This window comes from Streptomyces yamdrokensis (assembly GCF_053890455.1).
Genome location: NZ_CM132679.1, coordinates 6,570,761 through 6,593,588, shown reverse-complemented (window position 1 = coordinate 6,593,588; position 22,828 = coordinate 6,570,761). Strand labels below are relative to the sequence as shown.

General features: G+C 69.5%; 19 protein-coding genes. 7 read left to right on the top strand and 12 right to left on the bottom strand.

The genetic code is table 11. The annotated features are described in order from the left end of the window. Nucleotides 1-3 precede the first annotated feature (3 nt). The 3 genes from metK to ACWZEH_RS29120 are packed head-to-tail and all read right to left on the bottom strand — an operon-like array spanning nucleotide 4 to nucleotide 3,474. Entirely contained in the window at nucleotides 4-1,230 is a 1,227-nt protein-coding gene (gene metK, locus ACWZEH_RS29130; protein WP_456194051.1) for a methionine adenosyltransferase, read from the bottom strand. Between the two features lie 50 nt (nucleotides 1,231-1,280). Then, a complete protein-coding gene (locus ACWZEH_RS29125) occupies nucleotides 1,281-2,351 on the bottom strand; it encodes a methyltransferase (protein ID WP_456194050.1) in 1,071 nt (356 codons plus the stop codon). Nucleotides 2,352-2,409: 58 nt separating this feature from the next. Then, entirely contained in the window at nucleotides 2,410-3,474 is a 1,065-nt protein-coding gene (locus ACWZEH_RS29120; RefSeq protein WP_456194049.1) for a methyltransferase, read from the bottom strand. Between the two features lie 883 nt (nucleotides 3,475-4,357). On the opposite strand from ACWZEH_RS29120, the gene ACWZEH_RS29115 reads away from it, so the two are divergent. Further along, nucleotides 4,358-6,472, top strand: a complete 2,115-nt coding sequence (locus ACWZEH_RS29115) for an ATP-binding protein (protein ID WP_456194048.1) — start codon at nucleotides 4,358-4,360, stop codon at nucleotides 6,470-6,472. Nucleotides 6,473-6,488: 16 nt separating this feature from the next. Then, on the top strand, nucleotides 6,489-7,706 hold the full coding sequence (locus ACWZEH_RS29110; RefSeq protein ID WP_456194047.1) for a cytochrome P450: 1,218 nt from the start codon (nucleotides 6,489-6,491) through the stop codon (nucleotides 7,704-7,706). 25 nt (nucleotides 7,707-7,731) lie between these two features. Here ACWZEH_RS29110 and ACWZEH_RS29105 read toward each other — a convergent pair whose 3' ends face one another. Further along, entirely contained in the window at nucleotides 7,732-8,286 is a 555-nt protein-coding gene (locus ACWZEH_RS29105) for a MarR family winged helix-turn-helix transcriptional regulator (protein ID WP_456194046.1), read from the bottom strand. Between the two features lie 102 nt (nucleotides 8,287-8,388). On the opposite strand from ACWZEH_RS29105, the gene ACWZEH_RS29100 reads away from it, so the two are divergent. The 3 genes from ACWZEH_RS29100 to ACWZEH_RS29090 are packed head-to-tail and all read left to right on the top strand — an operon-like array spanning nucleotide 8,389 to nucleotide 10,905. After that, entirely contained in the window at nucleotides 8,389-9,327 is a 939-nt protein-coding gene (locus ACWZEH_RS29100) for an NADP-dependent oxidoreductase (RefSeq protein ID WP_456194045.1), read from the top strand. A gap of 14 nt (nucleotides 9,328-9,341) precedes the next feature. Continuing rightward, the gene (locus tag ACWZEH_RS29095) at nucleotides 9,342-10,040 is read left to right on the top strand and encodes an O-methyltransferase (protein ID WP_456194044.1); all 699 of its coding nucleotides are present in this window, start codon (nucleotides 9,342-9,344) and stop codon (nucleotides 10,038-10,040) included. A 13-nt stretch (nucleotides 10,041-10,053) separates the two neighbouring features. Beyond that, the gene (locus ACWZEH_RS29090; RefSeq protein ID WP_456194043.1) at nucleotides 10,054-10,905 is read left to right on the top strand and encodes an AfsR/SARP family transcriptional regulator; all 852 of its coding nucleotides are present in this window, start codon (nucleotides 10,054-10,056) and stop codon (nucleotides 10,903-10,905) included. A gap of 6 nt (nucleotides 10,906-10,911) precedes the next feature. Here the strand turns inward: ACWZEH_RS29090 and ACWZEH_RS29085 are convergent, their stop codons facing one another. After that, on the bottom strand, nucleotides 10,912-12,249 hold the full coding sequence (locus ACWZEH_RS29085; RefSeq protein WP_456194042.1) for a condensation domain-containing protein: 1,338 nt from the start codon (nucleotides 12,247-12,249) through the stop codon (nucleotides 10,912-10,914). Between the two features lie 259 nt (nucleotides 12,250-12,508). On the opposite strand from ACWZEH_RS29085, the gene ACWZEH_RS29080 reads away from it, so the two are divergent. Continuing rightward, nucleotides 12,509-13,762, top strand: a complete 1,254-nt coding sequence (locus tag ACWZEH_RS29080) for a cytochrome P450 family protein (RefSeq protein WP_456194041.1) — start codon at nucleotides 12,509-12,511, stop codon at nucleotides 13,760-13,762. Between the two features lie 158 nt (nucleotides 13,763-13,920). Here ACWZEH_RS29080 and ACWZEH_RS29075 read toward each other — a convergent pair whose 3' ends face one another. The 5 genes from ACWZEH_RS29075 to ACWZEH_RS29055 all read right to left on the bottom strand — a co-directional run bounded on the left by ACWZEH_RS29075 (nucleotide 13,921) and on the right by ACWZEH_RS29055 (nucleotide 19,077). Then, on the bottom strand, nucleotides 13,921-14,946 hold the full coding sequence (locus ACWZEH_RS29075; RefSeq protein ID WP_456194040.1) for a hemolysin family protein: 1,026 nt from the start codon (nucleotides 14,944-14,946) through the stop codon (nucleotides 13,921-13,923). Then, nucleotides 14,943-16,277 carry a hemolysin family protein gene (locus ACWZEH_RS29070; RefSeq protein WP_456194039.1) on the bottom strand — a complete coding sequence of 445 codons (1,335 nt, stop codon included), beginning with the start codon at nucleotides 16,275-16,277 and terminating at the stop codon, nucleotides 14,943-14,945. The genes ACWZEH_RS29075 and ACWZEH_RS29070 overlap by 4 nt, the downstream gene beginning before the upstream one ends. Before the next feature lie 431 nt (nucleotides 16,278-16,708). Then, nucleotides 16,709-17,275, bottom strand: a complete 567-nt coding sequence (locus ACWZEH_RS29065) for a DUF4383 domain-containing protein (protein WP_456194038.1) — start codon at nucleotides 17,273-17,275, stop codon at nucleotides 16,709-16,711. A gap of 218 nt (nucleotides 17,276-17,493) precedes the next feature. Next, nucleotides 17,494-18,003, bottom strand: a complete 510-nt coding sequence (locus ACWZEH_RS29060; protein ID WP_456194037.1) for a gluconokinase — start codon at nucleotides 18,001-18,003, stop codon at nucleotides 17,494-17,496. Between the two features lie 27 nt (nucleotides 18,004-18,030). After that, on the bottom strand, nucleotides 18,031-19,077 hold the full coding sequence (locus ACWZEH_RS29055; protein WP_456194036.1) for a glucose 1-dehydrogenase: 1,047 nt from the start codon (nucleotides 19,075-19,077) through the stop codon (nucleotides 18,031-18,033). Between the two features lie 485 nt (nucleotides 19,078-19,562). Here ACWZEH_RS29055 and ACWZEH_RS29050 point away from each other — a divergent pair, with 485 nt between their 5' ends. Further along, nucleotides 19,563-20,048, top strand: coding sequence for an HAD family hydrolase (locus ACWZEH_RS29050; protein WP_456199886.1), 486 nt, complete (start codon nucleotides 19,563-19,565; stop codon nucleotides 20,046-20,048). 297 nt (nucleotides 20,049-20,345) lie between these two features. Here the strand turns inward: ACWZEH_RS29050 and ACWZEH_RS29045 are convergent, their stop codons facing one another. Then, nucleotides 20,346-22,241, bottom strand: coding sequence for a laminin G domain-containing metallophosphoesterase family protein (locus ACWZEH_RS29045; RefSeq protein WP_456194035.1), 1,896 nt, complete (start codon nucleotides 22,239-22,241; stop codon nucleotides 20,346-20,348). A gap of 138 nt (nucleotides 22,242-22,379) precedes the next feature. After that, nucleotides 22,380-22,676, bottom strand: coding sequence for a hypothetical protein (locus ACWZEH_RS29040; protein WP_456194034.1), 297 nt, complete (start codon nucleotides 22,674-22,676; stop codon nucleotides 22,380-22,382). Nucleotides 22,677-22,828: the final 152 nt, after the last annotated feature.

The window sequence follows — 22,828 nt, the reverse complement described above, 5'->3', positions numbered from 1 at the left end:
CGTTCAGCCCGCTTTCACCGCCTCGCGCAGAACGTCGACGCGATCGGTGCGCTCCCAGGTGAAGTCCGGCAGCTCACGGCCGAAGTGGCCGTAGGCGGCGGTCTGGGAGTAGATCGGGCGAAGCAGGTCGAGGTCCCGGATGATCGCCGCCGGGCGCAGGTCGAACACCGTGGCGACGGCGTGCTCAATCCTGTCGACGGCGACCTTGGCGGTGCCGAAGGTCTCGACGAACAGGCCGACCGGCTCGGCCTTGCCGATCGCGTACGCGACCTGTATCTCGCAGCGCGAGGCCAGGCCGGCCGCGACCACGTTCTTGGCGGCCCAGCGCATCGCGTACGCCGCGGAGCGGTCCACCTTGGAGGGGTCCTTGCCGGAGAAGGCGCCGCCGCCGTGCCGGGCCGTGCCGCCGTACGTGTCGATGATGATCTTCCGGCCGGTCAGCCCGGCGTCGCCCATCGGGCCACCGATCTCGAACCGGCCGGTCGGGTTGACCAACAGGCGGCAGTCGTCCGTCTCCAGCTTGATGCCGTCGTCGGCCAGCTGGGCCAGGACGTGTTCGACGACGTGCCCGCGGATGTCGGCGGCGAGCAGCGAGTCCGGGTCGACATCGCGCGCGTGCTGCGAGGAGACCACGACCGTGTCCAGGCGGACCGGTCGGCTGCCCATGTACTCGATGGTGACCTGGGTCTTGCCGTCAGGGCGCAGGTAGGGGGCTGTGCCGTCCTTGCGGACCTGCGCCAGGCGGCGCGAGAGGCGGTGGGCGAGCTCTATCGGCAACGGCATCAGGGTGGGCGTCTCGTCGGTCGCGTACCCGAACATCAGGCCCTGGTCGCCCGCGCCCTGCTTGTCCAGCTCGTCACCTCCTTCGTCGCGGGAGGCGCCCTCGACGCGCTTCTCGTACGCCGTGTCGACGCCCTGCGCGATGTCGGGCGACTGCGAGCCGATGGACACCGACACACCGCAGGAGCCGCCGTCGAAGCCCTTGGCGGAGGAGTCGTAGCCGATGTCGAGGATCTTCCGCCGCGCCAGGCCGGCGATGTCGACCCGGGCGGAGGTCGTCATCTCGCCCGTGATGTGCACCTGACCGGTGGTGATCAGGGTTTCGACCGCGACGCGCGAGGTGGGGTCCTGGCGCAGCAGCGCGTCGAGGACGGTGTCGCTGATCTGGTCGGCGATCTTGTCGGGATGCCCCTCGGTCACGGATTCCGAGGTGAACAGGCGGCGGGACATGACCCTCCAGTGTGGTGGGTGTCGTCGTGGCTACGAGTGGCGCGCGACGATCAGGAGGTCTTCACCGCGCACAGGATGCCCTGCACGGGGAGGGCGTACGGCGGCAGCTCGGCGGGATCCTTGGAGATCGCCTTGGTGACCGTGAAACCGGCTTCTTCCAGCCAGCTCCGGTACGTCGACAGCTTCTGCGGCCCGCCCTGGCCCATGGAGGCGCCGAGGAAGAAACTCGGGAAGAAGTCGATGGTGTAGTTGTCGGTGTCCTCGATGTTCTCCGGGTACACCGGCACCAGGACGTTGACCTGCCCGCCGACGTTCAGCGACTGGCTGACGCCGTCGAGGATCCTGAGTACATCCCCCTTGTCGAACATGTCGATGAAGTGTTTGACCAGCACGACGTCGAAGCCCTTCGGGACGCCCTCGAACACGTCACCGCCGATGAACGAGCAGTGCTCGGCCACACCGTGATCCCGGAAATTCCGCAGGCACTCCTCTTCCCGTTCGGGAAGGTCGAATGTGGTCACCCGGAGCCCGGGCGACTTCTTGAGCTCGTAGGTGTGGATCGCACCGAGGCCGGTGTTCCCGGCCAGATCGAGCACCTGCGCCCCGGAGGGGACGTCGATGTTGTCGAAGAACCAGGGGTCGATGCGCGCGGTGGTCGCGTTCATCACCTTTGCCCAGGGGTCGCCCAGGTCCCGGTGCTCGGCCGCGGCAGCGTACAGGGTCCCGTCAAAACCATAGAATTCGCGCAGGCCGACGACGGTCCCGCTCCGCGCGCTCTCGGTGAGGTAGAACAGCTGCCGGAGCGTGGTGACCTTGATGAATTCCAGGAAGGCGACCACCCCCCGGAGGTCGCTGTCGGCCACGTCGGCGAGCGCGTCCAGCGAGTATGCGCCGGAAGCCTCGTCGTACGCGACGAAGCCCTCCTTGACCAGCAGATACAGGAGCTGCTCCACGGCATCCGGCTTGGCCCCGACGGTATCGCCGAGCTTGGCCGCCGTCATGCCGGGATTCTCCCGGAGCGCATCGACGACGCCGAGTTCAAAGCAGGACAGCAGATTCATGAACCGCGCGGGCCCCACCATGTATTCACGGAAACGTGCGAGCGTTGCTTCTGCAGTCATGGACCGATCCCTTCTGGGCATGCGAAACCAATGGTGGAGCCAGGACGAACCCGGCTGATCATGCAGTCTTCGTCGCGCACAGAATGCCCTGCAGCGGAAGGGCGTCCGGCGGAAGGTCGGCGGGATCCTGGGCAATCGCCTTTGTGACGGTGAACCCCGTCTCCTCCAGCCAGGCCCGGAACGTCGACAGCTTCTGCGGCCCACCCTGACCCGTGGCGCAGCCGAGGAAGAAGGACGGGTAGTAGTCGACGGTGCAGGAATCCCTGATGTTCTCGGAATATATCGGCACCAGGATGTCGACCTGTCCGCCGACATTCAGCGACTGGTGGACACCCTCCAGGATCTTGAGTACATCCCCCTTGTCGAACATGTTCAGGAAGTGTTTGACCAGCACGACGTCGAAGCCCTCGGGGACGGCTTCGAACACGTCACCGCCGATGAACGAGCAGTGCTCGGCCACACCGTGATCCCGGAAGTTCCGCAGGCATTCTTCTTCCTTGTCGGGAAGGTCGAACGTGGTCACCCGAAGTCCGGGGGACGCCTTCATCCGGAAGGTGTGGATCGCGCCGAGACCGGTGTTCCCGGCCAGATCGAGCACCTGCGCGCCGGAGGGGACGTCGATGTTGTCGAAGAACCAGGGATCAATGCGCTCGGTGACCGAGTCCATCAACCTCGACCATGATTCGCGCAGGTCCGCGTGCACGCCCATGGCGGCGTACAGGTCCCCGTCGAACCCGTAGAGTTCGCGCAGGCCGACGACGGTCCCGCTCCGCACACTCTCGGTGAGGTAGAACAGCTGCCGGAGCGTGGTGACCTTGATCTTGTCCATGAAAGCGAGTACCCGCTGGAGATCGACGTCGGCCACGTCGGCGAGCGCGTCCAGCGAGTATGCGCCGGAAGCCTCGTCGTACGCGACGAAGCCCTCCTTGACCAGCAGATACAGGAGCTGCTCCACGGCATCCGGCTTGGCCCCGACGGTATCGCCGAGCTTGGCCGCCGTCATGCCGGGATTCTCCCGGAGCGCATCGACGACGCCGAGTTCAAAGCAGGACAGCAGATTCATGAACCGCGCGGGCCCCACCATGTATTCGCGGAAACGTGCGAGCGTTGCTTCTGCAGTCATGGACCGATCCCTTCGAGTCGTGCGACAGCATCGGCCACCCGACTTGGCCGGGGCTGTTCAACGAGTTGGCGCCGGCTTGGCGCCCCGTCCGCCTCTCACGACACCGGATCGCCGTTCCCCCTCCGAAGGGGGTGCCGGCTGCGGTGGAGCGGGCGCGTGACGCGTGGCGGTCCGCCCGATGCGGAGTGGGAGTCGGTCGAGCCGCATCTGCCGCTGGGAGTGTCCGGGCCGGTTCCTGACCTGCGCCGCTGCTTCGGTGCGGTGATGCGGAGGGTGCGGACCCGGCAGTCCTTGGCGGGGCGGGACGCCACGGCTCCTGGTCGACGGTCCATGACCGGTTTTGGCTGCGGGCGCACGCCGGGGTCCTCCAGGCGCTGACGGAGGCGTTGGTCGTTGAGGCGGCGGCCCGCGACGCGGAGCTTCTCGACCCGTTGGAGAAAGCCGTGGCGGAGGAGGAGCGGCTCCGGCGAAGGGGCAGGACGACCCGGTGGACGAGCGGCCGACGGGCAGGCCGCCGACGGCCCACGCTTCGTCCCGGTCCCGGCGAAGGGACGTTCGGGAAGTAAAGGAACGGCAAGGGCCGGCCGCCCGTCACGACAAGACACCCGAGAGCCGCACCGCCGGGTCCCACCTGCGCGGATACGCCCTCCAGCCGCACAGCCGGCCAGCCCCTCCATGATCTCAACCCGCACAGACCCTAGGGCCTTTTAAGAGATTTTTCAGCGGGCGTCCATAGCCTCGACCAGCCGATGCCCAGATGCACAGCGGACACTCAGAACGAACTCCGCAACATGATCACACACAGCAGCTGACCGCCCCCGGAAAGGCTTGAAATGATCAATGCATTAGTCGTCGGGAGCTTATGCCTTACGGGATCCGCCCGGTGACCAAGACGCAGTCGCCGGCCGTACACAGCGGCCCCCAGGTCACGGTGGAATTCCGCGCGTTGGGCCCAGTGGAAGCAATGATTGCCGGCCGGCCGGTGGATCTGGGGGCACCCAAGCAGCGCACGTTGCTCGCGCTGCTGGTGAGCCAGGTGGGCCAGCCGGTGAGCGTGGACGTGATGATGGAGGCCCTGTGGGCCGGGCATCCGCCGCCCTCGGCGATGACCTCGCTCCAGGCGTATGTGGCGAACCTGCGAAAGCTGCTGGAACCGGATCGTGCGCCGAGAAGACCGGCGACCGTGTTGCGCACGTGCACCCAGGGCTATCTGCTGGACGTCGGCGCCACCGACGTCGACGCCCGCAGGTTCGTCGAGCACGCCAAGGCGGGTTGGCAGGCCAGGGGCCAGGAGCACCCGCAGCGGGCGCTGAGTGAGTTCGAGGCGGCGCTGGCGCTGTGGCGGGGACAGGCCTACCAGGAGGTGGCCGCTGTTCCTTGTGTGGTGCCGGAGGTGGCGCGGCTGCAGGAGCTGCGGCTGTCGGTCGTCGAGATGCGCTGCGCGGCGCTGCTGGACCTGGGGGCCCATGAGATGGCGGCGGCCGAACTGGAGGCCTTCATGAAGGCCAATCCGCTGCGCGAGTACGGCTGTGAGCTGCTGAGTCTGGCGCTGTACCGGGCCGGTCGGCAGGCCGACGCACTGGAAGTGCTGCAGACCATGCGGGTACGGCTGACCGAGGAGCTGGGCGTCGACCCGCGGATGGCGCTGCAGCACCTCAGGCGGAAGATCCTGAACCAGGCCCCGTCCCTGGACCGGCACCCGACCCCGGCCCTCCCGGCCTCGCCGGGGTTCAGCGGGACCGCGGTCCCCCCGCGGGCTGGTTCGGCCGGTCCGCCGCCGGCGCCGGACGCCGACGGAGAGGTGTTCGTCGGCCGGGAGGCGGCGCTGCGGCAGCTGACCGAGGCACTGGCCGCGGCACAGGCCGGCCGGGGGCGCGTGGTCACGGTGTCCGGGGAACCGGGAGCCGGAAAGACCAGTCTGCTGCGGCGCTTCGCCGAGCCGACGGGGGTGCCGGTGCTCTGGGGTACCTGCACCGAGCACGTCACCGCACCGTCGCTGTGGGTCTGGGAGCAGGTGCTGCGTGCGGCGGCCGCCGCCTTCCCGCGGCACTCGATACCCCGCCCGGTGTCGGAGCTGCTGGACGGGGACACCCAGCGGCCGACGGACGGCGCGGAGCCGCCCGGTGCCGCGCTGCGGCGTTTCGAGGCGATCGTCCAGTACCTGACCGGCCTGTCCCGGTCCGGACCGCTGGTCGTGATGCTCGACCACCTGCACCGGGCGGATCCGGGCTCCCTGCGGCTGCTGGCCCACCTGGCCGAGTCGGTGCCCGCAAGCCGGCTGCTGCTGGTCGTGTCCTACCGGTCGCACGAGGCACCGGTCCTGGCCGAGACGCTGGCCGCCCTGGCCCGCGGGGAGATGACGCGGCTGGAGCTGGAAGGGCTGACCCCCCAGGACACCCGGGCTCTGGCGAGCGCCGTCCTGCGCCGGGAAGTCAGCAGCCATACCGCGAAAGGGCTGTGTGCCCGCACCGACGGCAACCCGTTCTTCCTGCGGGAGATGATCGGGCTGCTGGCCGACGACCAGTACGTGGACGATCCCCGTGCGGCCCCGGTGCCGGCCCTGGTGCGCGAGGTGGTGCTGGGACGCATCGCGCGGCTGCCCCGGCCTGCGGTCGAGGTGCTGTCGGTGGCAGCCGTCGTCGGCCGGCACTTCGACATCGCGGTCGTCGCCGACGTCGTGCCGGTCGGGATCGACGCGGCACTGGCGGCCCTCGACACCGCGATCGCGGCGGGCCTGATCATGGAGGACCAGCGGCGCCTCGGCTGGTTCCGCTTCACCCACGCCTTGGTCGCCGAGGTGCTGTACGAAACCACCGGGCGGTTGCGCCGGGCCCGTCTGCACCGGTGGATCGGTGCGGCGTCCGGCCGGGCGGGGGCGACGGAACGGGCGGCCGAAAGGGCGGCCAGGACCGCCCGGCACTTGCTGCCGGCCACCGAAGGCGACCCTGCCACTGCCACTGCCACTGCCACCCGCGCATCGTTGTCCATCGGCGGATAAGTCAAGGAGTCCAAGCATGGTTACGGCGGAGAACGCGTCGACCTCCGATGTCCCGTTCCTCAACGTCGTTGATCCGGAGTTCGACTTCGGCGCGCCCGAGGTGATGGCGGCCCAGACGAGGAGCTGGTATGCGAACAGCCCGATGGGCCTCCTCGTCCTGCGGTACGCCGAGGCCCAGGAACTCTTGCGGGACCGGCGGCTCGATCACAACGGCCGGGGCTACATGGAGCAGAACGGTGTCTTCGACGGACCGATCTACGACTGGTTCGTCCCCATGATCAACAATCATGACGGGGAGGATCACCGGCGGCTGCGCGGCCTGGTGAGCAAGGCCTTCACCCCGCGCATGATCAGTGAGTTGCGGCCGTTCATCCGAGCAGAGGCCGAGCGCATGGCCGAGGAGATGGCATCGGCCGGCTCGTGCGAGTTCGTCGAGAGCTTCGCGGACCCGCTGCCGCTGGCGGTCATGTGCAGGATGCTCGGCGTGCCGAGGGAGGACTACGACACGTTCCGCCTGTGGACCAACGACATCGGCCTCGTCTTCAGCATGATCCACGGCGGCGACATCGTCGCACGCGTGGAGCGGGCCGTCGTAGGGCTGAACGGCTATATCTCCTCACTGATGGAGGACAAGGCGAAGAACCCGGGCGATGACCTCATCTCCACACTGGTCACCGCGCAGCGAGAAGAAGGCCAGGTCAGCGAGGACGAACTACGCAACCTTCTCGTCACGCTGGTGTTCGCCGCCCACGACACCACCTGCCATCAGCTTTCCAATGCCATGGTCGTCTTCGCCGAGCACCCCGAGCAGTGGAACCTGCTGGCCGAGCACCCCGAGCTGGCGCCCCAGGCCATCGAGGAGATCATCCGCTGGTCCCCGTCGACGCCGATCATCTACCGGTGCGCGGCCGAGGACTTCGACTACGGAGGCCTGCACATCGAGAAGGGCACCTTCATGACGATGTGCGCCCAGACCGCGCAGCGCGACCCGCGCGTCTTCGAGCACGGCGACTCGTTCGACATCACGACCAGCAGCACGGCACCCCCTCTTCTCTTCGGCGCGGGTCTGCACTACTGCCTGGGTGCCCCGCTCGCCCGTGCCGAAATGGCGGATGCGCTGTCCGCGCTGGTCAAGCGGCTGGGCCCGCCTTCCGTCGTGGGCCCGGTCAGCTGGCGGCCACCGACCGGCATCCACGGTCCGGAAAAGCTCCCGCTGCGCTTCGGCGATCGCTAGTGCCCGGCCGGGCCGGAGCAGGCCGCTATTCCTGCGGCGCGGCCTTGGCCCGGGACGCCGGGCTCGGGCCGCGGTTGCCACGAGCGGCGGAACGGGGGGGCTGGGCACGCATGTGGTCCCGCACCCGGGTCATGATGTCGCCGAGTCGTCCCAGCTCGTCGTCGGACAAGGGGTCGAACAGCATCCGGCGGGTGACCTGGACGTGGCCGGGCAGGACGTGGTCGAACAGGGCCCGGCCTTTGTCGGTGACGGTGACCAGGGTGGCGCGGTCGTCGTCGGGACTGCGACCGCGGGTGATGAGACCGGCCTCCTCCAGCAGCCCGGCCTGGTACGTCAGCCCGCTGCGGCTGTAGACGACACCGTCGGCGAGTTGCGTCATGGTCATGCGGCCGTGGGACGTGGCGAGGCGGGCCAGGAGCTGGAACTGCACATAGCTGAGGTCGCCCTCGGCGCGCAGCTGTTGCTCGACCTGGTGCTGGAGCAGGCTGACGGCTTCCATGAGCGCGAAGTACGCCGCCAGTTGCTGGGGATCGAGTGCGCCAGCGCTGTCCGCGTCGGCGGCCGAGTGGGAGCCGCTCACCCAATGAGCGTACCTGCTGCCCGGATCAACGGAGAGGTGTGCTTCGAACTCGAAGCACACTATTATGGTGCTTCGAGTTCGAAGCAATCGAGAGAAGCGGTGATGATGATGAAGGCGATGCGTTACCACTCCTACGGCGCCACGGACGTCCTCGTTTTCGAGGAGGCGGACCGGCCGACGGCGGGTGAGGGCCAGGTCGTACTGCGGGTGGCCGGTGCCGCGTTCAACCCGGTGGACGCCTCGATCCGCGCCGGCTACTTCCCGGAAGTGTTCCCACTGGTCCTGCCGCACGTCCCGTGCTACGACGTGGCTGGTGTCATCACCGAGGTCGGCGAGGGCGTGAGCGGTTGGAGCGTCGGGGACGCGGTGGTGGCATGGCTGCCGATCGCCTCGCCCGGCGCGGCTGCCGAATACGCCGTCGCGCCGGCCGAGACGCTGGCGAACGCCCCCCGCACCGGTGAACTGGCCGACGCCGCGGCGCTGCCCTCGGTCGGGCTGACTGCCTGGCAGGCCTTGTTCGAGCACATCGGCCTGAAGCCGGAGCAGAGCATCCTGATCAACGGCGCGGGCGGCGCGGTGGGCGGATACGCCATCCAACTCGCGGCACAGGCCGGCGCGGTCGTGACCGCGACCGCCGGCGCGCGCAGCCACGACCGCGTCCAGTCCTACGGCGCGGACCGGATCGTCGACTACACCTCCACCCCTCTCCAGGAGGCGGTGGCCGGGCAGCAGTTCGATGCGGTGCTGAACCTGGTGTTCCTCGGCCCGGAGGAGCTCGCGCGCCTGGTGGACCTGGTCGTCGACGGCGGAGCCTTCGCCAACACCGTCCCCCCGGGCCTGCAGGACATCGAGCGCGGGGTGCGGAACCTGCAGGTCTTCGGGCGCAGCGACGCCGGCCATCTCGCTGAGCTGGTCAGCCGCGTGGATGCCGGGGAACTGCGGATCCACGTGGCCCAGCGCCGGCCGCTGCCCGAGCTGAGCGCCGTCCACGAGGCCGCCGCCGCCGGAGAACTGCCCGGCAGGACCGTCCTGATCCCCTGAGCCCTTCACATCCCATGAGGAGCAACCTGCCCATGCCATCAACATTACGATCGGACGCCGTCGCCTCGACCCTGAACCGGCTGCTGGCCACCGAGGAAAAGCAGGATCTGGTGGCCGCCTTCGCTGAGGCCGGCGTGGACATGGCCGGCGATTACCCCATCGAGCTGAGCGCCGCCGAGCTGGCTGAACGCACGAAGGACATCATCATGTCGGTGTCCAGGGAGGGCGGGGACCTGCTGTACCTGCTCACCCGGGCGGTCAGCGCACGAACCGTGGTGGAGTTCGGTACCTCTTTCGGGATTTCGACGCTTTATCTGGCGTCCGCGGTACGCGACAACGGCGGCGGTCAGGTGATCACGACCGAGCTGCAGCAGGACAAGGCACGCCGCGCACAGGAGAGTTTCGCCGCCGCCGGCCTCGCCGACCTCATCGACCTGCGGCTCGGCGACGCGCGGGAGACGCTGAGAGAACTCCCCGGACCGGTCGACCTGCTACTGCTGGACGGATGGCTCGACCTGCGACTGCCGATCCTCGACGTCGTGGAACCCCGGCTGAGGCCCGGCGCCCTGGTGGTCGTAGATGACATCGACCTCGACATCGGCCGGGGCTTCTACCAGGAATTCCTGGACCACATCAACGACCCGGCCAACGGGTACCTTTCCGTAAGGCTCCCGGTCCACCAGGGGGTTCAGGTGTGCCTCAAGCTCGGCTGACGCAGGGCGGTCGATGATGCGCATCAGGGTCCTGGGGCCGCTGTCGATCCACCACGGCGCCGTCGAGATAACACCCACAGCGCAGAAGCCGCGCACCCTGCTCGCGCTTCTGCTGCTCAACCACGAGCAGGTCGTGCCCGTCTCGGAGATGACGGACGAGCTGTGGAAGGGCGTCCCGCCCAAGAACGCGCGCGCGGCACTGCAGATCTATGTGTTCCACCTGCGGAAGAGGCTGGCCCAGAGCACCGGGTCCTCTTCCGCGGAGGTGGCCCGGACCATGCTGCAGACGGTGCAGAACGGGTACCGGTTCGCCGTCGAGCCCGGACAGTTCGACCTGGAGATCCACCATCGGCTCCAAAGGGCAGGCGGCAATGCCATGGCGACCGGCGATTTCCGCTCGGCCGCCATGCACTTCCGCGAAGCCCTGAACCTGTGGCACGGACCCATGATGAGTGATGTGGAACCGGGCATCAGGATCCGCGCCGAGGCCGCGGCTCTGGAGCAGTCCCGGATGACGATGCTGGACTACCGCATCGAACTGGACCTGAAGCTGGGCCTGCACCGCCAGATCCTCAGCGAACTCGCGGTGCTGACCTCGCAAAACCGCTTCCATGAGAATTTGCACGCCCAGTACATGATCGCGCTGTACCGGTCGGGATACCGAGTCCGCGCGTTGGAATTGTTCCACAAGCTACGGCGCAACCTGCTCGACGAGTTCGGTCTTGAGCCTTCTCCCAAGCTCAGGGAATTCCACCAGTCGGTGCTGACCCTGGACCCCGCCCTCGACGACGCGGAGGTGGTGACGCCGCCTCCGCGGCCGGTGGCGGACCTGCCGGAGATGCCAACACTGGCGAGCTCTTTCTGACTCGTTCTAGGCGGCTTCCTCCGCTGCCTCGAGCACGGCCCGGACGCTGTCGTCGACGAGGCGCTCAGCGCGCTCCCGGGATATCGCCTCGTCGATGTAGGTGAAGTTCCACGACAACTGGCCGTGGCTGGTGGTAACCGACGAGGCGAAGTAGCCGACCACCGAAATACCCCCCACGAACTGCGCCCCGGAAAATCCCCACGCACCCAGCTTCCCGGGAAAGTCGAACCGCCCGATGTTGGACACAAAGAAGTTGAAAGAGCCGTGCTCCTCGATGTATTGGACCAACGGCCCACTGTCCGCGACACCGGTCGGCCCCTGGTCGGCGAGGAGGCCGAACACCGAATACTGCTCGCCGCGTCGCCTGCGCGCTGCGATATCGCGATTGATGAATCTGGCCATCGACCACAGATCGCCCGGCTGATAGCGGACCACGGAGTGCACCGCCGACACGTAGCAGCCGACCTCGTCCTCGGACACCGGCCGCTCGAGTTCGTCCCGGAAGGCGACCGGAGAGCCCACCGCGAAATGCGCGGGCGGCGGGGCGCCGGCGTCACGTGCCACGGCACAGGCCATCGCCGCGGCCAGCACACCGTGCAAGGTGACGCCCTCCCGCCGGCACGCCGTCGCGAGGCTCTGCAGTACACGACTTCCGAGGAATCGGTGCAGCAGCCGGGTCCGGCGCTGGTGGAACGGCACGAATCGCCCGGGCTCCAGCCGGCCCACCCCGCCCGGGTCCGCCTCCAGACCGCCCCCGCCGGTCGCGGCCCTGTCGGGCAGGACGCCCGGCATCACGCGGTAGTGCGCCGGGAAGAGGGCTTCGACCGGGACCGGGACCGGGGTGGATCCATTCTCAGCGGGGCGCCGGCCGGGCGCCGGCGGCTCGGCGGCGAGCCGCACCCACTGCCGCAGCAGCGCGAGCGCGGTGGTCCCGTCCGAGATGCAGTGCGGGACGGTGATGACGAGATCGTGGATCTGCCCCGGCTGCCCGATGACGACGGCGCGGGCCAGCGGACCGGACCGCCAGTCGATCGGCTCCGCCAGCTCATGGCCGTCCACCTCACGCACCCATCGCGAATCATCGGATTCGCTCAGCTTCACCTCGCGCAGTGGAATCGCATTACTCGTCGGCACGAACCGCGGTCCGGTGCCGCTCGAGTCCGACGGCTCTTCCGTGATGGCCAAGCGCAACATCGGATGCCGGGCCTGAAGCGCGCCAAGCGCATCGCGCAGAACCGCTGCGGGCACCTCACCCTCAATACGGACCCGGGCGCAGACATTGAGCGTGGAAAGCTGGTCGATAATCCAGTACCAGCGTTCCGCCGGGCTCAACGCCCGCGTCAAGGAAGTCGGTGTATTCATACTGGGCCCCCCAACCACTATTGGAACACCGCATAGTCCACTGACCTGAGCGGCTACGCGACAGGAGACTAGCAAGCCCACAAGAGGCGTCAATCAAACGCCAAGTGGCATGAGTCACAAATCCCAGAACTGGGAATTATAGAAAATATTAACCGATTCTCAAGCGGGCCGTGCTGGCATTCACTTCATTCCCGTGCCCTGAAATTCAGTCGACATCCAGTCAGCCAGGAGGCGCATCACCATGACCGACTCGACGGTCGACCGAACCGCCCCCCCTCTCGTCCACATCGATCCCCTGGGCACCGACCGCCATGGCGAGGCGGCCCGGATGCGCGAACTCGGCCCGGTTGTCCGCGCAGAGCTTCCCGGTGGCGTCCGGATGTGGGTGGTCACCGACTACGCGCTGCTCGCCGAACTCGCCGCCGATCCGAGGGTGGGCCGGGACTGGCGCAACTGGGATGCCCTGCAACGCGGCGAGATCCCCGACGACTGGCCACTGCTCAGCATGATCCGGCTCAACAACGCGATGGCCCGCGACGGCGCGGAGCACCGTCGGCTGCGCCGCCCGCTGACCCGCTCGTTCACCCGTACCCGAGTCGAGCGCCTGCGACCGCGCATCGACCAGATCGTGACCACGATGCTGGACGGTCTGCCCGGCCAGGTCGGACCGGACGGCACCGTCGACCTGCGGCGGCACTACTCCTACCCGTTCCCCATGCAGGTGATATGCGAGCTCATAGGCGTACCCGAACCGTGGTGGCCGCGGTTCCGCGAGCTCATCGACACCGTCGTACGGGCCGACACGACTGCCGAGCAGTTCCTCGCCACCCAGCAGGAGCGGCACGAACTGTGGCAGCGGCTCTTCGCCATGCGGCGCGCCGAACCGGCCGACGACCTGACCAGCGCGCTGCTCGCCGACAACGACGAGGACGACGCGCTCACCGACGACGAGCTCGAGGACACGCTGTGGATGCTCATCGGCGCCGGCCATGAGACCTCGATCAGCCTGATCACCAACGCGACGCGGGCGCTGCTCACCCACCCGGACCAGCTGGCCGTCGCCCGCGACGGCGACAGCGAAACGTGGGGCAAGGTCATCGAGGAGACCCTGCGGTGGGATGCCCCGGTCGGCAACTTCCCGGCCAGGTTCCCGGTCGAGGACATCACCGTGGCCGGTGTCACCATCCCCAAGGGCGACGGCATCCTCGCGCCCTGGAGCGGGGTCAACCGCGACCCGGCGCAGTACGGCGAGGACGCCGACCGGTTCGACATCGACCGACCGGTCAAGAAGCACATGGCGTTCGGCGGCGGACCGCACGTCTGCATCGGACCCACCCTGGCCCGGTTCGAGGCGATGGCCGCTCTGCCCCCGCTGTTCGCCCGCTATCCGGGCCTACGGCTCGCCGCCGACCCCGCCGAGCTGAGCGCGGTTCCGTCCATCTTCTCCAACTCCGTCAGCAGCCTGCCGGTGTATCTCGGCCCGGCGAGGGACTGAGTCCGGATCCACGTACGCCGTCGACGTGCCGGCCGACCGGACGGGGCCCACCCGGGCACCTGGGCGGGTTCGTTGTGCCGGCGCCCGATCAGGGCGTCCGGTGACCAGCAGGGCACAACCGGGCGTGACATCCGGCGGGCGGCCGGGCCGGGCCGGGGTCACGCGGTGGCAGGAGCTGCCGGTCCGACCAGCTCCGACAGGACGTCCTCCATCGTGACGACGCCGATCACCTTGTCGCCCTCGCCGAGCACGGCGGCGAGGTGACTGCCGTCGGCGCGCAGGGCGGTGAGGGTGTCGTCCAGTGGCGTGTCGATGCGGACCCGGGTGACCGGGTGGAAGGCACCGCGGGGGAAGGGCTGGTCACGGTCGGTGCGACCGAGGGTGTCCTTGATGTGCAGGTACCCCAGGAGACCGCCGTCCCGGCCCGTGACCGGGAACCGGGAGTAGCCCGCCTCCGCCGCCACCCGCTCCAGCCGCGCCGGGGTGATGGTGTGATCGACGGTGTGCATCCGCCGGGCCGGGACGAGGATCTCGCCCACCGGCCGGGTGCCCAGCTCCAGCGCGTCGCGCAGCCGTTCGCCGTCGGCGGGGGAGAGCAGGCCGGCCTCTCTGGAGTCGACGACCATGCGGGCCAGCTGGTGGTCGGTGAAGGCGGATGCGACCTCGTCCTTCGGTTCGACGCGCAGCAGTTTCAGCAGAGCGTTGGCGAAGGCGTTGATGCCGAAAATGACCGGCTTGAGCGCGCGGGTGAGGGCCACCAGCGGCGGCCCCAGCAGCAGCGCGGTGGCGGTCGGGGCGGCCAGCGCGATGTTCTTCGGGACCATCTCGCCGAACAGCATGTGCAGGTATGTCGCCAGGCCGAGCGCGATGACGAACGCGATCGGGTGCACCAGGCCGTCCGGTATGCGCGCCGCCTCGAAGCCCGGCTCCAGCAGGTGCGCGATGGCCGGTTCGGCGACCGCACCCAGCACCAGCGAGGACGCGGTGATGCCGAGCTGGGCGGTGGCCATCATCGTGGACAGGTGCTCCAGACCCCACAGGGTCATCCGCGCCCGCTTGTCGCCCGCGTGGGCGCGGGGTTCGACCTGGCTGCGGCGCACCGAGATCAGGGCGAACTCGGCGCCGACGAAGAAGGCGTTGACCAGTATCATCAGGACGCCGACGGCGAGCTGGAGGCCGGTCATCGGGACTCCTCCCCCGGCTGCGCCGGGACACGGACCGGTTCGGTGATACGGACCCGGTCCGCGCGGTGGTGCTCCAGTTCCAGGACGTCCAGCCGCCAGCCGTCGAGGGCGATGACGTCGCCTTCGGCGGGGATGCGGCCCAGGCGGGTGGCGATCAGCCCGGCCACGGTCTCGTACGGGCCGTCGGGCGCGGTGAGCCCTATGCCGGCGAGCTGGTCGATGCGTACGCTGCCGTCCGCCTCCCATGCCGCACGGCCGTCCCCGGTGGCGGGCGCGGGCACCAGGTCGGGTGTCTCCAGGGGGTCGTGCTCGTCGCGGACCTCGCCCACGACCTCCTCGACGATGTCCTCCACCGTCGCCACGCCCGCCGTACCGCCGTACTCGTCGATGACCACGGCCATGGTGCGGGTCGCCCGAAGCCGTTCCAGCAGCCGGTCGGCCGTGAGGCTGTCGGGCACCAGCAGGGGCTCGGTGGCCCGCTCGGTGACCGGCGTGACGGCGCGCCGTTCCGGTTCCAGGGCGAGGACGTCACGGATGTGGACGGTGCCGACGACCTCGTCCAGGCTGTCGCGGTAGACCGGGAAGCGGGACAGGCCGGTGGCATGGGTGAGGTTGGCGGCGTCCGCGGCCGTCGCGTGCGCCTCCAGCGCCTTGACATCGATGCGTGGCGTCATCACGTTCTCCGCGGTCAGCTCACTCAGGTGGAGCGTACGGACGAACAGGTCGGCCGCGTCCGCCTCCAGCGCCCCCTCGGCGGCCGAATGCCGGGCGAGCGCGACCAGTTCCTCGGAGCTGCGGGCGGAGGCCAGCTCCTCGGTGGGCTCCATGCCGATGCGGCGTACGAAGTGGTTCGCGGTGCTGTTCAGGTGCCGGATGAACGGACCGAACGTAGCCGTGAAGCCGCGCTGCGGTCCGGCCACCACCTTGGCGACCGCCAGCGGCCGGGAGATCGCCCAGTTCTTGGGCACCAGCTCGCCGACGACCATCAGCACGACGGTGGACACCACCACGCCCAGCACGGTCGCCACCGACGAGGCGGCGCCGCCCAGACCGACCTCCCGGAGCGGACCGCGCAGCAGGGCCGCGAGCGACGGCTCGGCGAGCATGCCGATCACCAGGGAGGTCACGGTGATGCCGAGCTGGGCGCCCGACAGTTGGAGGGTCAGGCGGCGTACGGCCTTCAGCGCGCCCTCCGCGCCGCGCTCGCCGGCCTCACAGGCGCGTTCCAGGTCACTTCGCTCGACTGTGGTCAAGGAGAATTCGGCCGCGACGAACACCGCACAGGCCAGGGTGAGCAGGAGGGCCAGCAGAAGCAACAGGACCTCGGTCATCGTGCCGCCCCCGATCCCTCGCTCACGGAGGGCGGACGGGACAGGGCACGGGCGGTGCCAGGAGGCTCACCCATCGGGGGACGCCACTCCTTCTCACGACTTCTCACAACGCGCGGACCACCTGTGACGACGGTGGCCGGAAGCAGGCGTGCCTGCGTCTTCCTCCACTGTAGAGGAGGCGCGGGGAGGCCGCCCGACGCCTTCCCCGGCCCGCGGACGGGGACACCAGACGGCACCGAGGGTCGGCAGGAGGCGACGGGGGCAGGACCGCGGCGGACCTCGCCGGCCTGGGATGCGCCCGCCGGGCGCAGGCGCTCGCCGCCCTCGACGTGGCCGGACAACCGGCCCCGGACCGCCGTGGCGCCCCCCGCAGGGGCGACGGCACCGTCCTCGGGGAGCACACGCACCCCGTGTCGGCTCGGCCGGCGGCGTCACCGGAGTGAAGTGCGTCCGCCCCGGGAGTCCTGGCTCCCGGCCCGGGGCAGTGACTGCGGTGCCGCGTCCCGCCGTGCGGCAGCCTGCGTTTCCCGGGCCGTCCGGCCGGAGTGCCTGCGTTGCCAGTAGGGGTTGTCGTGGGACAGCCTGCTGGAGATCCGGCCGTACATGCCGAACGTCGCGATGAGCAGCCCCATGACGTAGCTGAAGATCACGTTGCTCATGCCGAAGTCCAGGATGTTGGCGGGGCGTCCCAGCACGAAGGTGTGGGCGAAGCCGCTCAGCAGGAACAGCCCGCCCACCGTCATGTTGAGGGTGGAGGCGAAGTTGCCGCCGACGGCGGCGCCGACGAGCAGCGCCAGTCCCACCGCGGTGGAGATGACACTGAGCGCGACGTTGCTGGTCATGCCCGCGATCGTGTTTCCCGACGTACTGAAAGGACTGAGTGCGTCGGCGAAGCCGAGGCCGGCGAAGGCGAGCAGGACGAGGCCGCAGAAGGCGGCACCGTAGCGGTAGACGGTCGCCAGGTGATGGTCGACTGGAAGTTCGTCTTGCAGCTTCATGAACACTTTTCACCCGAAGCCGTCCGGTTGGATGCTGATAGTTCCGGTTTTTCGTTCCTGGGATCCGGATGCCCCCGGGGCAGGGCGGCTCGGCGCCGAGGCCGGCCGGCGTTCGGTGGCCGGTTGCTCCAGGAACGCGGTCTCGCCCCGGGAGAGTGCGGTCACGGCCGGCGAAGGGCTCCGTACAGGGTTCGGCGCACGCGGAGGCCGGGCACGGCTCAGGACGAGGTGACGGCGGCATGAGCGAGGGCAGCGGTCTCCTGCGGCGTTCCGTCGACCGGGATGGCCGCGCCCGCTTCGCCGTCGTCCAGCGGTTCGAGGTCGGCGAACTGTGTACGCAGCAGAGCGGGCGGCATGAAGTGGCCCTGCCGCGCGTTGATCCGTGCCGCGATCAGCTCGGGCGAGCCATCGAGGTGGAGGAAGAAGACGTGCGGGGCGGTGGAGGCCAGCTGGTCGCGGTAGCCCCGCTTGAGCGCCGAGCACGTCACCACTCCGCCGCTGTTCGCATGACCGACCAGCCATCGTGTGATCTCGTGCAGCCAGGGGCGGCGGTCCTCGTCATCGAGCCGGTGGCCCGCTCGCATCTTCGCCACATTGGGCGCGGGGTGGAAGTCGTCCCCCTCGGCGTAGGGGACACCGAGGTCCCGTGCCAGCAGTCGGCCCACTGTGGTCTTTCCCGAACCCGACACTCCCATGACGACGACCAACGGAGCAGTGTGGTGAGACATCCCGAGCTCTCCTTCGGATATTGCCGCCTACAGCTCGACGACTGCCTTGACGTCGTCCGGTCGTGGCGTGAAAGCCTCCTCCGCGCGCTCCAGCGGCACTCGCCGGGTGATCAGGCGCTCGAGCCATGACAGGTCGGCCTGCGCCAGGGCGTCGGCAGCCTGGCGGTAGTGACGCAGGTTGGCGTTGACCGAGCCCACCACCGCGTCGTTCTGCAGCACGATCTCCCGGTTGATGGCGCCCGCGTCCACGGTCATCCTGCGGCCGGCGGGCGACACACCGGTCAGGCACACCACCCCGTAGGACGCGGTGCCCGTCAGCGACGCGAGGACGGGCTCGTTCGCGCCCGTGGCTTCGATGACGACATCCGGGCGCACGGCGGAGACGACCTGCTCGGCGTCCTCCGCGTGGTAGGTGGCGCCCAGCTCCCGTACCAGCGCGGGCTTGGTCCCTTCGGTCACCCGGTCGAGCACATGCACCTCCAGCCCGCGCCGGGTGCCCAGGAGGGCGGCCAGCAGACCGATGGGCCCCGCACCCATCACCAGGGCGCGACGCGGCTCGAACCACGAACGGGCACCGACCCTCTCGACCTGTTCCCATGCCTTCGCCACCACGGTGGTCGGTTCCATCAGCACCCCGACGCGCTCCAGATGCGGCTCCAGCCTCACCGCGTAGCCGGCTTCCACGCACCACGCCTGCGCGCCGTAACCGTCGATCTCCTTGATACCGCGTTCGGTGTAACGGCCGTTGCGGCACATGTCGAACTCCCCGCGGGCGCAGGCCCCGCACGGTTCGGGGTCCGGCCGGCGCACCACCCCGGCGACAAGGTCACCGGCCGAGAACCCGCTGCCGGGCGGCGCCTGCCGCACCCGCCCGAGGGACTCATGCCCCAGGACCAGCCACTCCCGGCCCGCGGGGGCCCAGCCGTACTCGCCCCGGACGATTTCCCTGTCCGTTCCGCACACCCCCACCGCCAGGCCCCGCACCAGCAGCTCGCCGACAGCCGGGGCGGGATCAGGCAGCTCCCGTACCTCCAGGGAATCCTTCTCACCGGGCCGCACGGTCAATGCGCGCATCGCCGACCTCTTTCCTCTCGCCACGCGGCGCCTCGTATTGTCGTGCGCACCGCTGCTTGACGTCTGTCCCGTCTTTACGTGTGTCCCGCTCAGACCTTTTCAGCACCAGCCGGGCGGGGTGGGGGGACACGTCCGTGCGCCGCTGTGCTGCTGTCCGGAGGAAACTGAGCCGCTCAGCGCCACCGACCGACCGGCCCGGGCGGATGCACGGCGCCGCTGCGGGCGACGTACCGATTTCTGCGTCTTACCGCACATCGGGCCCCGGGACGAACGGGTGATGGTGCCGATGCCGGTCGCTGCGGAGCGCGGAGGAGGTCCGCCCTGATGCCGAGGGAGCCGCCCGCCCCATCGGCGCATCCGGAAGGCGGCCGGAAGTGTGCCGGGGCCGCCTCGCGTGCCTACGCTCGGCGCAGGGTGCGGGAAGGACTCCGGCAGCGGAGTTCTCCGCCGTGGCCCGAGAGGGAGTGCAGGGGTTGTTGCCCGGTGTGCCCGGGTGGTCCGGCGATGTCGAGGACGCGGCCGATCACGTGCCGGAGGGGTTCTCCCTCCTTGAGGTGCACCCGGATGTTCCCGACGGCGTCCGCGCTCTTCACGAGAGCGGATCCCGGCTGGTGACCATGACCAACGGCAGCTCGGAACTCAGTGAGGGGCTCCTCGGCCGGGCCGGGCTCACGGACTGCTTCGAGGGCCGTCCGGACGTGAGCGGGCCGCGGCGCTGGAAACCGGCCCGAGATGCCCACCAGTACGCCGTGGAGCAGACGGGAGTACGTCCCGACGAGGCCGTCCTGGTAGCGGTTCACCCGTGGGTCATCGACGGGGCACAGCGCGCGGGACTCCGCGGCGCGTGGCTGCGACGCGGAACAGCGGACTGCCCACGGGTCATGCCGACCCCGACGTACACGGCCGGAAACCTACGGGACCTCGCGGAGGCACTCGTACAGGCCCGTACCGGCTGCCTCCTGCCGATGTGAGGCTCGCCCGCGGTTCTCCCACTACCGGCGACGGCACCGATCGCGTCGAGCGCCGTCACCGGGAAGGCCTCCCGGCTGCAGGCCATGACGGCCAGGCGGGTGGGGGCCGCTGCTCCGCATGGTGTCGAGGGTGCCGAACTGCTGCGTGCCGAGCAGGCGGGAGAGCGCTTGGCCGGACAACGGGCCTGGTACCGGCCGGTTTTCACTCACGCATCGGGCAACATCCGTGGCCGTCCAAGGCGTTCCCGTGTCCCCGGGGCGGCGACGGACGTCGGCCGAGGCGCGCTCGGCGGTCGGCTACCCGGAGGACGGGAGGTGCTGCAGGAAGTCCTCCGGGCTCAGAGCGCGTTCGACGATGCGGGTGTCGCCGATCCAGCCGTAGAAGCCCTGCCCGAACTTCTCGGCGAACTGGGTGCCGCCGATGACGAACGGTTTGCCGAGCGTCTCGATGCCGGTGGCGGGCTGGGCCGGGTTGCGGGCGATCTTCGAGCCGTCCACGTACATCACCGTGCGTCGCCCGTCGTTGACGACGGCGATGTGGGTCCACCGGCCGACCGGCAGCGTGTGGCTCCACGAGGTGGGGTCGGCGTCCTGCACGTCCGGGTAGAGCACGAACTGCAGGAAGCGCTCCGGGGAGACGTTCAGGCTGCAGGTGGGCTCGTCCTTCGACCAGCCCGTGGTCTTGCCCGCGTCCCCGTTGCGGCCCTCCCAGCTGAGGATGCCCATCCAGGCGTGGTCGCCCTCGAACGGGTCGGGGAGCTTGATGAAGGTCTCGATGGTGAACCCGGAACGGAACTTCGAGCTGTTCAGCGGCGCCGTGGACTTCGTGGTCAGTACGGCCCCACGGTCCGGCGCCTTCCCTCCGTCGAACCGCAGGCTGGCGTGCGCGGGCTGACCGTCGTGGTGGTCGGCCGACCAGGTGACGACGTCGGCGGCGCTGTCGTGGAGCAGCCGTACGGCCAGGTCGTTGCCGTTCCCGGTCAGGTCACGGACCACCGCCCCGGCGGGCACCGGGGAGCCGGGACGGCCGGCGGCGGACAGGCCGTCGGCGTCGAACCGCCAGTAGGCCACCGTGCCCCTCGGCATGACCCGGTGCGCGGGCCGCGGCTTGGGCGCGACGACGGAGGCGAAGTCCGCGAACCGGTCGGCGAAGTCGATGTCGAGGCTGAACCGGTCGGTGGAACCGGTCAGTTCGAGGGTCTCCGCCTCGAGCGGGGTCCGCTTGTCCGGGTCGCGCGCGAGGAACCAGGGGGCGAAGGTCTGCACGTCGATGACGTTGCGCGCCAGGTCGAAGGCGTACAGCCGGATCATGCCGGCGCCGCCGTAGTAGCGGTCCTGGTAGTTGGTGATGTGGACGTGTACGTCGTGGCCCGCGTCATTGGTGAGCACGGTGCGGCCGGGCGGCCAGTAGTGGCCTCCCAGCGCGAGGAAGATCTGGTCGTTGCCCCGGACCAGGCTGTCCCACAGCCGCTGCCCGTTGCCCGACAGGCGCGCCTCGCCGTCCTCTTCGGCCGAGGCGATGTCGTGGGTGGTGAGGATGACGGGGTGGGCGGGGTGCGCGTCGAGGACGCCCTGCGCCCATGCGAGCCCCTTGTCCGAGGCCCGCCAGTCGAGGGCGAGCACCAGCCACTTCCGGCCGGCGGCGCGCAGCACGTGGTAGCTGTTGTAGCCGTCGGGAGAGGCACCGCCGAACGTGGGCATGCCCTTGAAGCGCCGGGGTCCGAAGGCCCGGAGGTACGCGCTGTCGCCCCGCTGGTCGTCACCCGAGGCGATGTCGTGGTTGCCTGCGAGAACGCTGTAGGGGACCTTGCCGTGGAGGGACCGGAAGGTGTCGGCGGCGAGTTCGATCTCGTCCTCCGTACCGTGCTCCGTGATGTCGCCGAGGTGCGTCATGAACGCGATGTTCGCCTCGCCGCGCTCGGACGCCAGGTACCGGAAGGTCGCCTTCAGCGGCTCCGGGTCCGCGCTGTCGGCGTCGAACAGGTACTGGGTGTCGGGGAGTACCGCCACCGAGAAGCGCGGACTGTCCTCGTCGAAACGGCCTCGCCGGGTACCGGTGTTCGTGTGGGGTGTCGCGTCCGCCGTCCCGGCCCCGAGCACGGCCGCGGTGGCTCCTGTCGCGGGAACGACGACCGCCGCCTGCAACAGAGACCGGCGCCCCGGTCCGGGGCGGTGGTGCGTGTGCTCGCTCATACGATCTCCCTGTGCGCGAAGGACCCGGTCCGCGAGGATCGTGAACGCAGAGGGCAAGCACGGAACGAACCGTCCCTGAACACAGGACACACGGCACCGGTCCAGACCACCGAGCGGGTTCGGCGACGGGTGCGCCTCTCAGGAATCCGGTCTATTCCGTTGCATACGGGGCTGTTCGGGCGCCCTGGCGACTCCGTAGGACATTGCTTGAAGCCCCACGGCACACAGGAACAACACCATGAAGACGGCGGGAGGCGCGATCCTCACCGTCCCCACGGCAAGGCCCATGACCAACGCGCCGGCACCCCACCACTGGGGGTGGACGGGGCGGCGTACCCACCGGACGCCGACCCGTCCGGTGACGATGGCGAATACGCCGCCGCCCCCGAGCAGCAACGCCAGAAGAACAGTGAAGAGCAGGACGAACTGCGCCACCGACAAGCTCCCTTCGCTCCCGCCGCGCGGGATCATGGCTGATGACAAGCGCGTGACTCGTCTCGTCAGCACACTGATCTCCGCCCTCTGCGTCCTCATGGGCATCCTGCTTCTTGTCGCCGGGACCGGCGAGTACCGGTCGGGAGCGTCCG

Bases quoted from the DNA above. Each gene is read 5' to 3' on its own strand.
- metK (WP_456194051.1), bottom strand. From the start codon at position 1,230: ATGTCCCGCCGCCTGTTCACCTCGGAATCCGTGACCGAGGGGCATCCC.
- ACWZEH_RS29125 (WP_456194050.1), bottom strand. From the start codon at position 2,351: ATGACTGCAGAAGCAACGCTCGCACGTTTCCGTGAATACATGGTGGGG.
- ACWZEH_RS29120 (WP_456194049.1), bottom strand. From the start codon at position 3,474: ATGACTGCAGAAGCAACGCTCGCACGTTTCCGCGAATACATGGTGGGG.
- ACWZEH_RS29110 (WP_456194047.1), top strand. From the start codon at position 6,489: ATGGTTACGGCGGAGAACGCGTCGACCTCCGATGTCCCGTTCCTCAAC.
- ACWZEH_RS29100 (WP_456194045.1), top strand. From the start codon at position 8,389: ATGATGATGAAGGCGATGCGTTACCACTCCTACGGCGCCACGGACGTC.
- ACWZEH_RS29095 (WP_456194044.1), top strand. From the start codon at position 9,342: ATGAGGAGCAACCTGCCCATGCCATCAACATTACGATCGGACGCCGTC.
- ACWZEH_RS29090 (WP_456194043.1), top strand. From the start codon at position 10,054: ATGATGCGCATCAGGGTCCTGGGGCCGCTGTCGATCCACCACGGCGCC.
- ACWZEH_RS29080 (WP_456194041.1), top strand. From the start codon at position 12,509: ATGACCGACTCGACGGTCGACCGAACCGCCCCCCCTCTCGTCCACATC.
- ACWZEH_RS29075 (WP_456194040.1), bottom strand. From the start codon at position 14,946: ATGACCGGCCTCCAGCTCGCCGTCGGCGTCCTGATGATACTGGTCAAC.
- ACWZEH_RS29070 (WP_456194039.1), bottom strand. From the start codon at position 16,277: ATGACCGAGGTCCTGTTGCTTCTGCTGGCCCTCCTGCTCACCCTGGCC.
- ACWZEH_RS29065 (WP_456194038.1), bottom strand. From the start codon at position 17,275: ATGAAGCTGCAAGACGAACTTCCAGTCGACCATCACCTGGCGACCGTC.
- ACWZEH_RS29060 (WP_456194037.1), bottom strand. From the start codon at position 18,003: ATGTCTCACCACACTGCTCCGTTGGTCGTCGTCATGGGAGTGTCGGGT.
- ACWZEH_RS29055 (WP_456194036.1), bottom strand. From the start codon at position 19,077: ATGCGCGCATTGACCGTGCGGCCCGGTGAGAAGGATTCCCTGGAGGTA.
- ACWZEH_RS29045 (WP_456194035.1), bottom strand. From the start codon at position 22,241: ATGAGCGAGCACACGCACCACCGCCCCGGACCGGGGCGCCGGTCTCTG.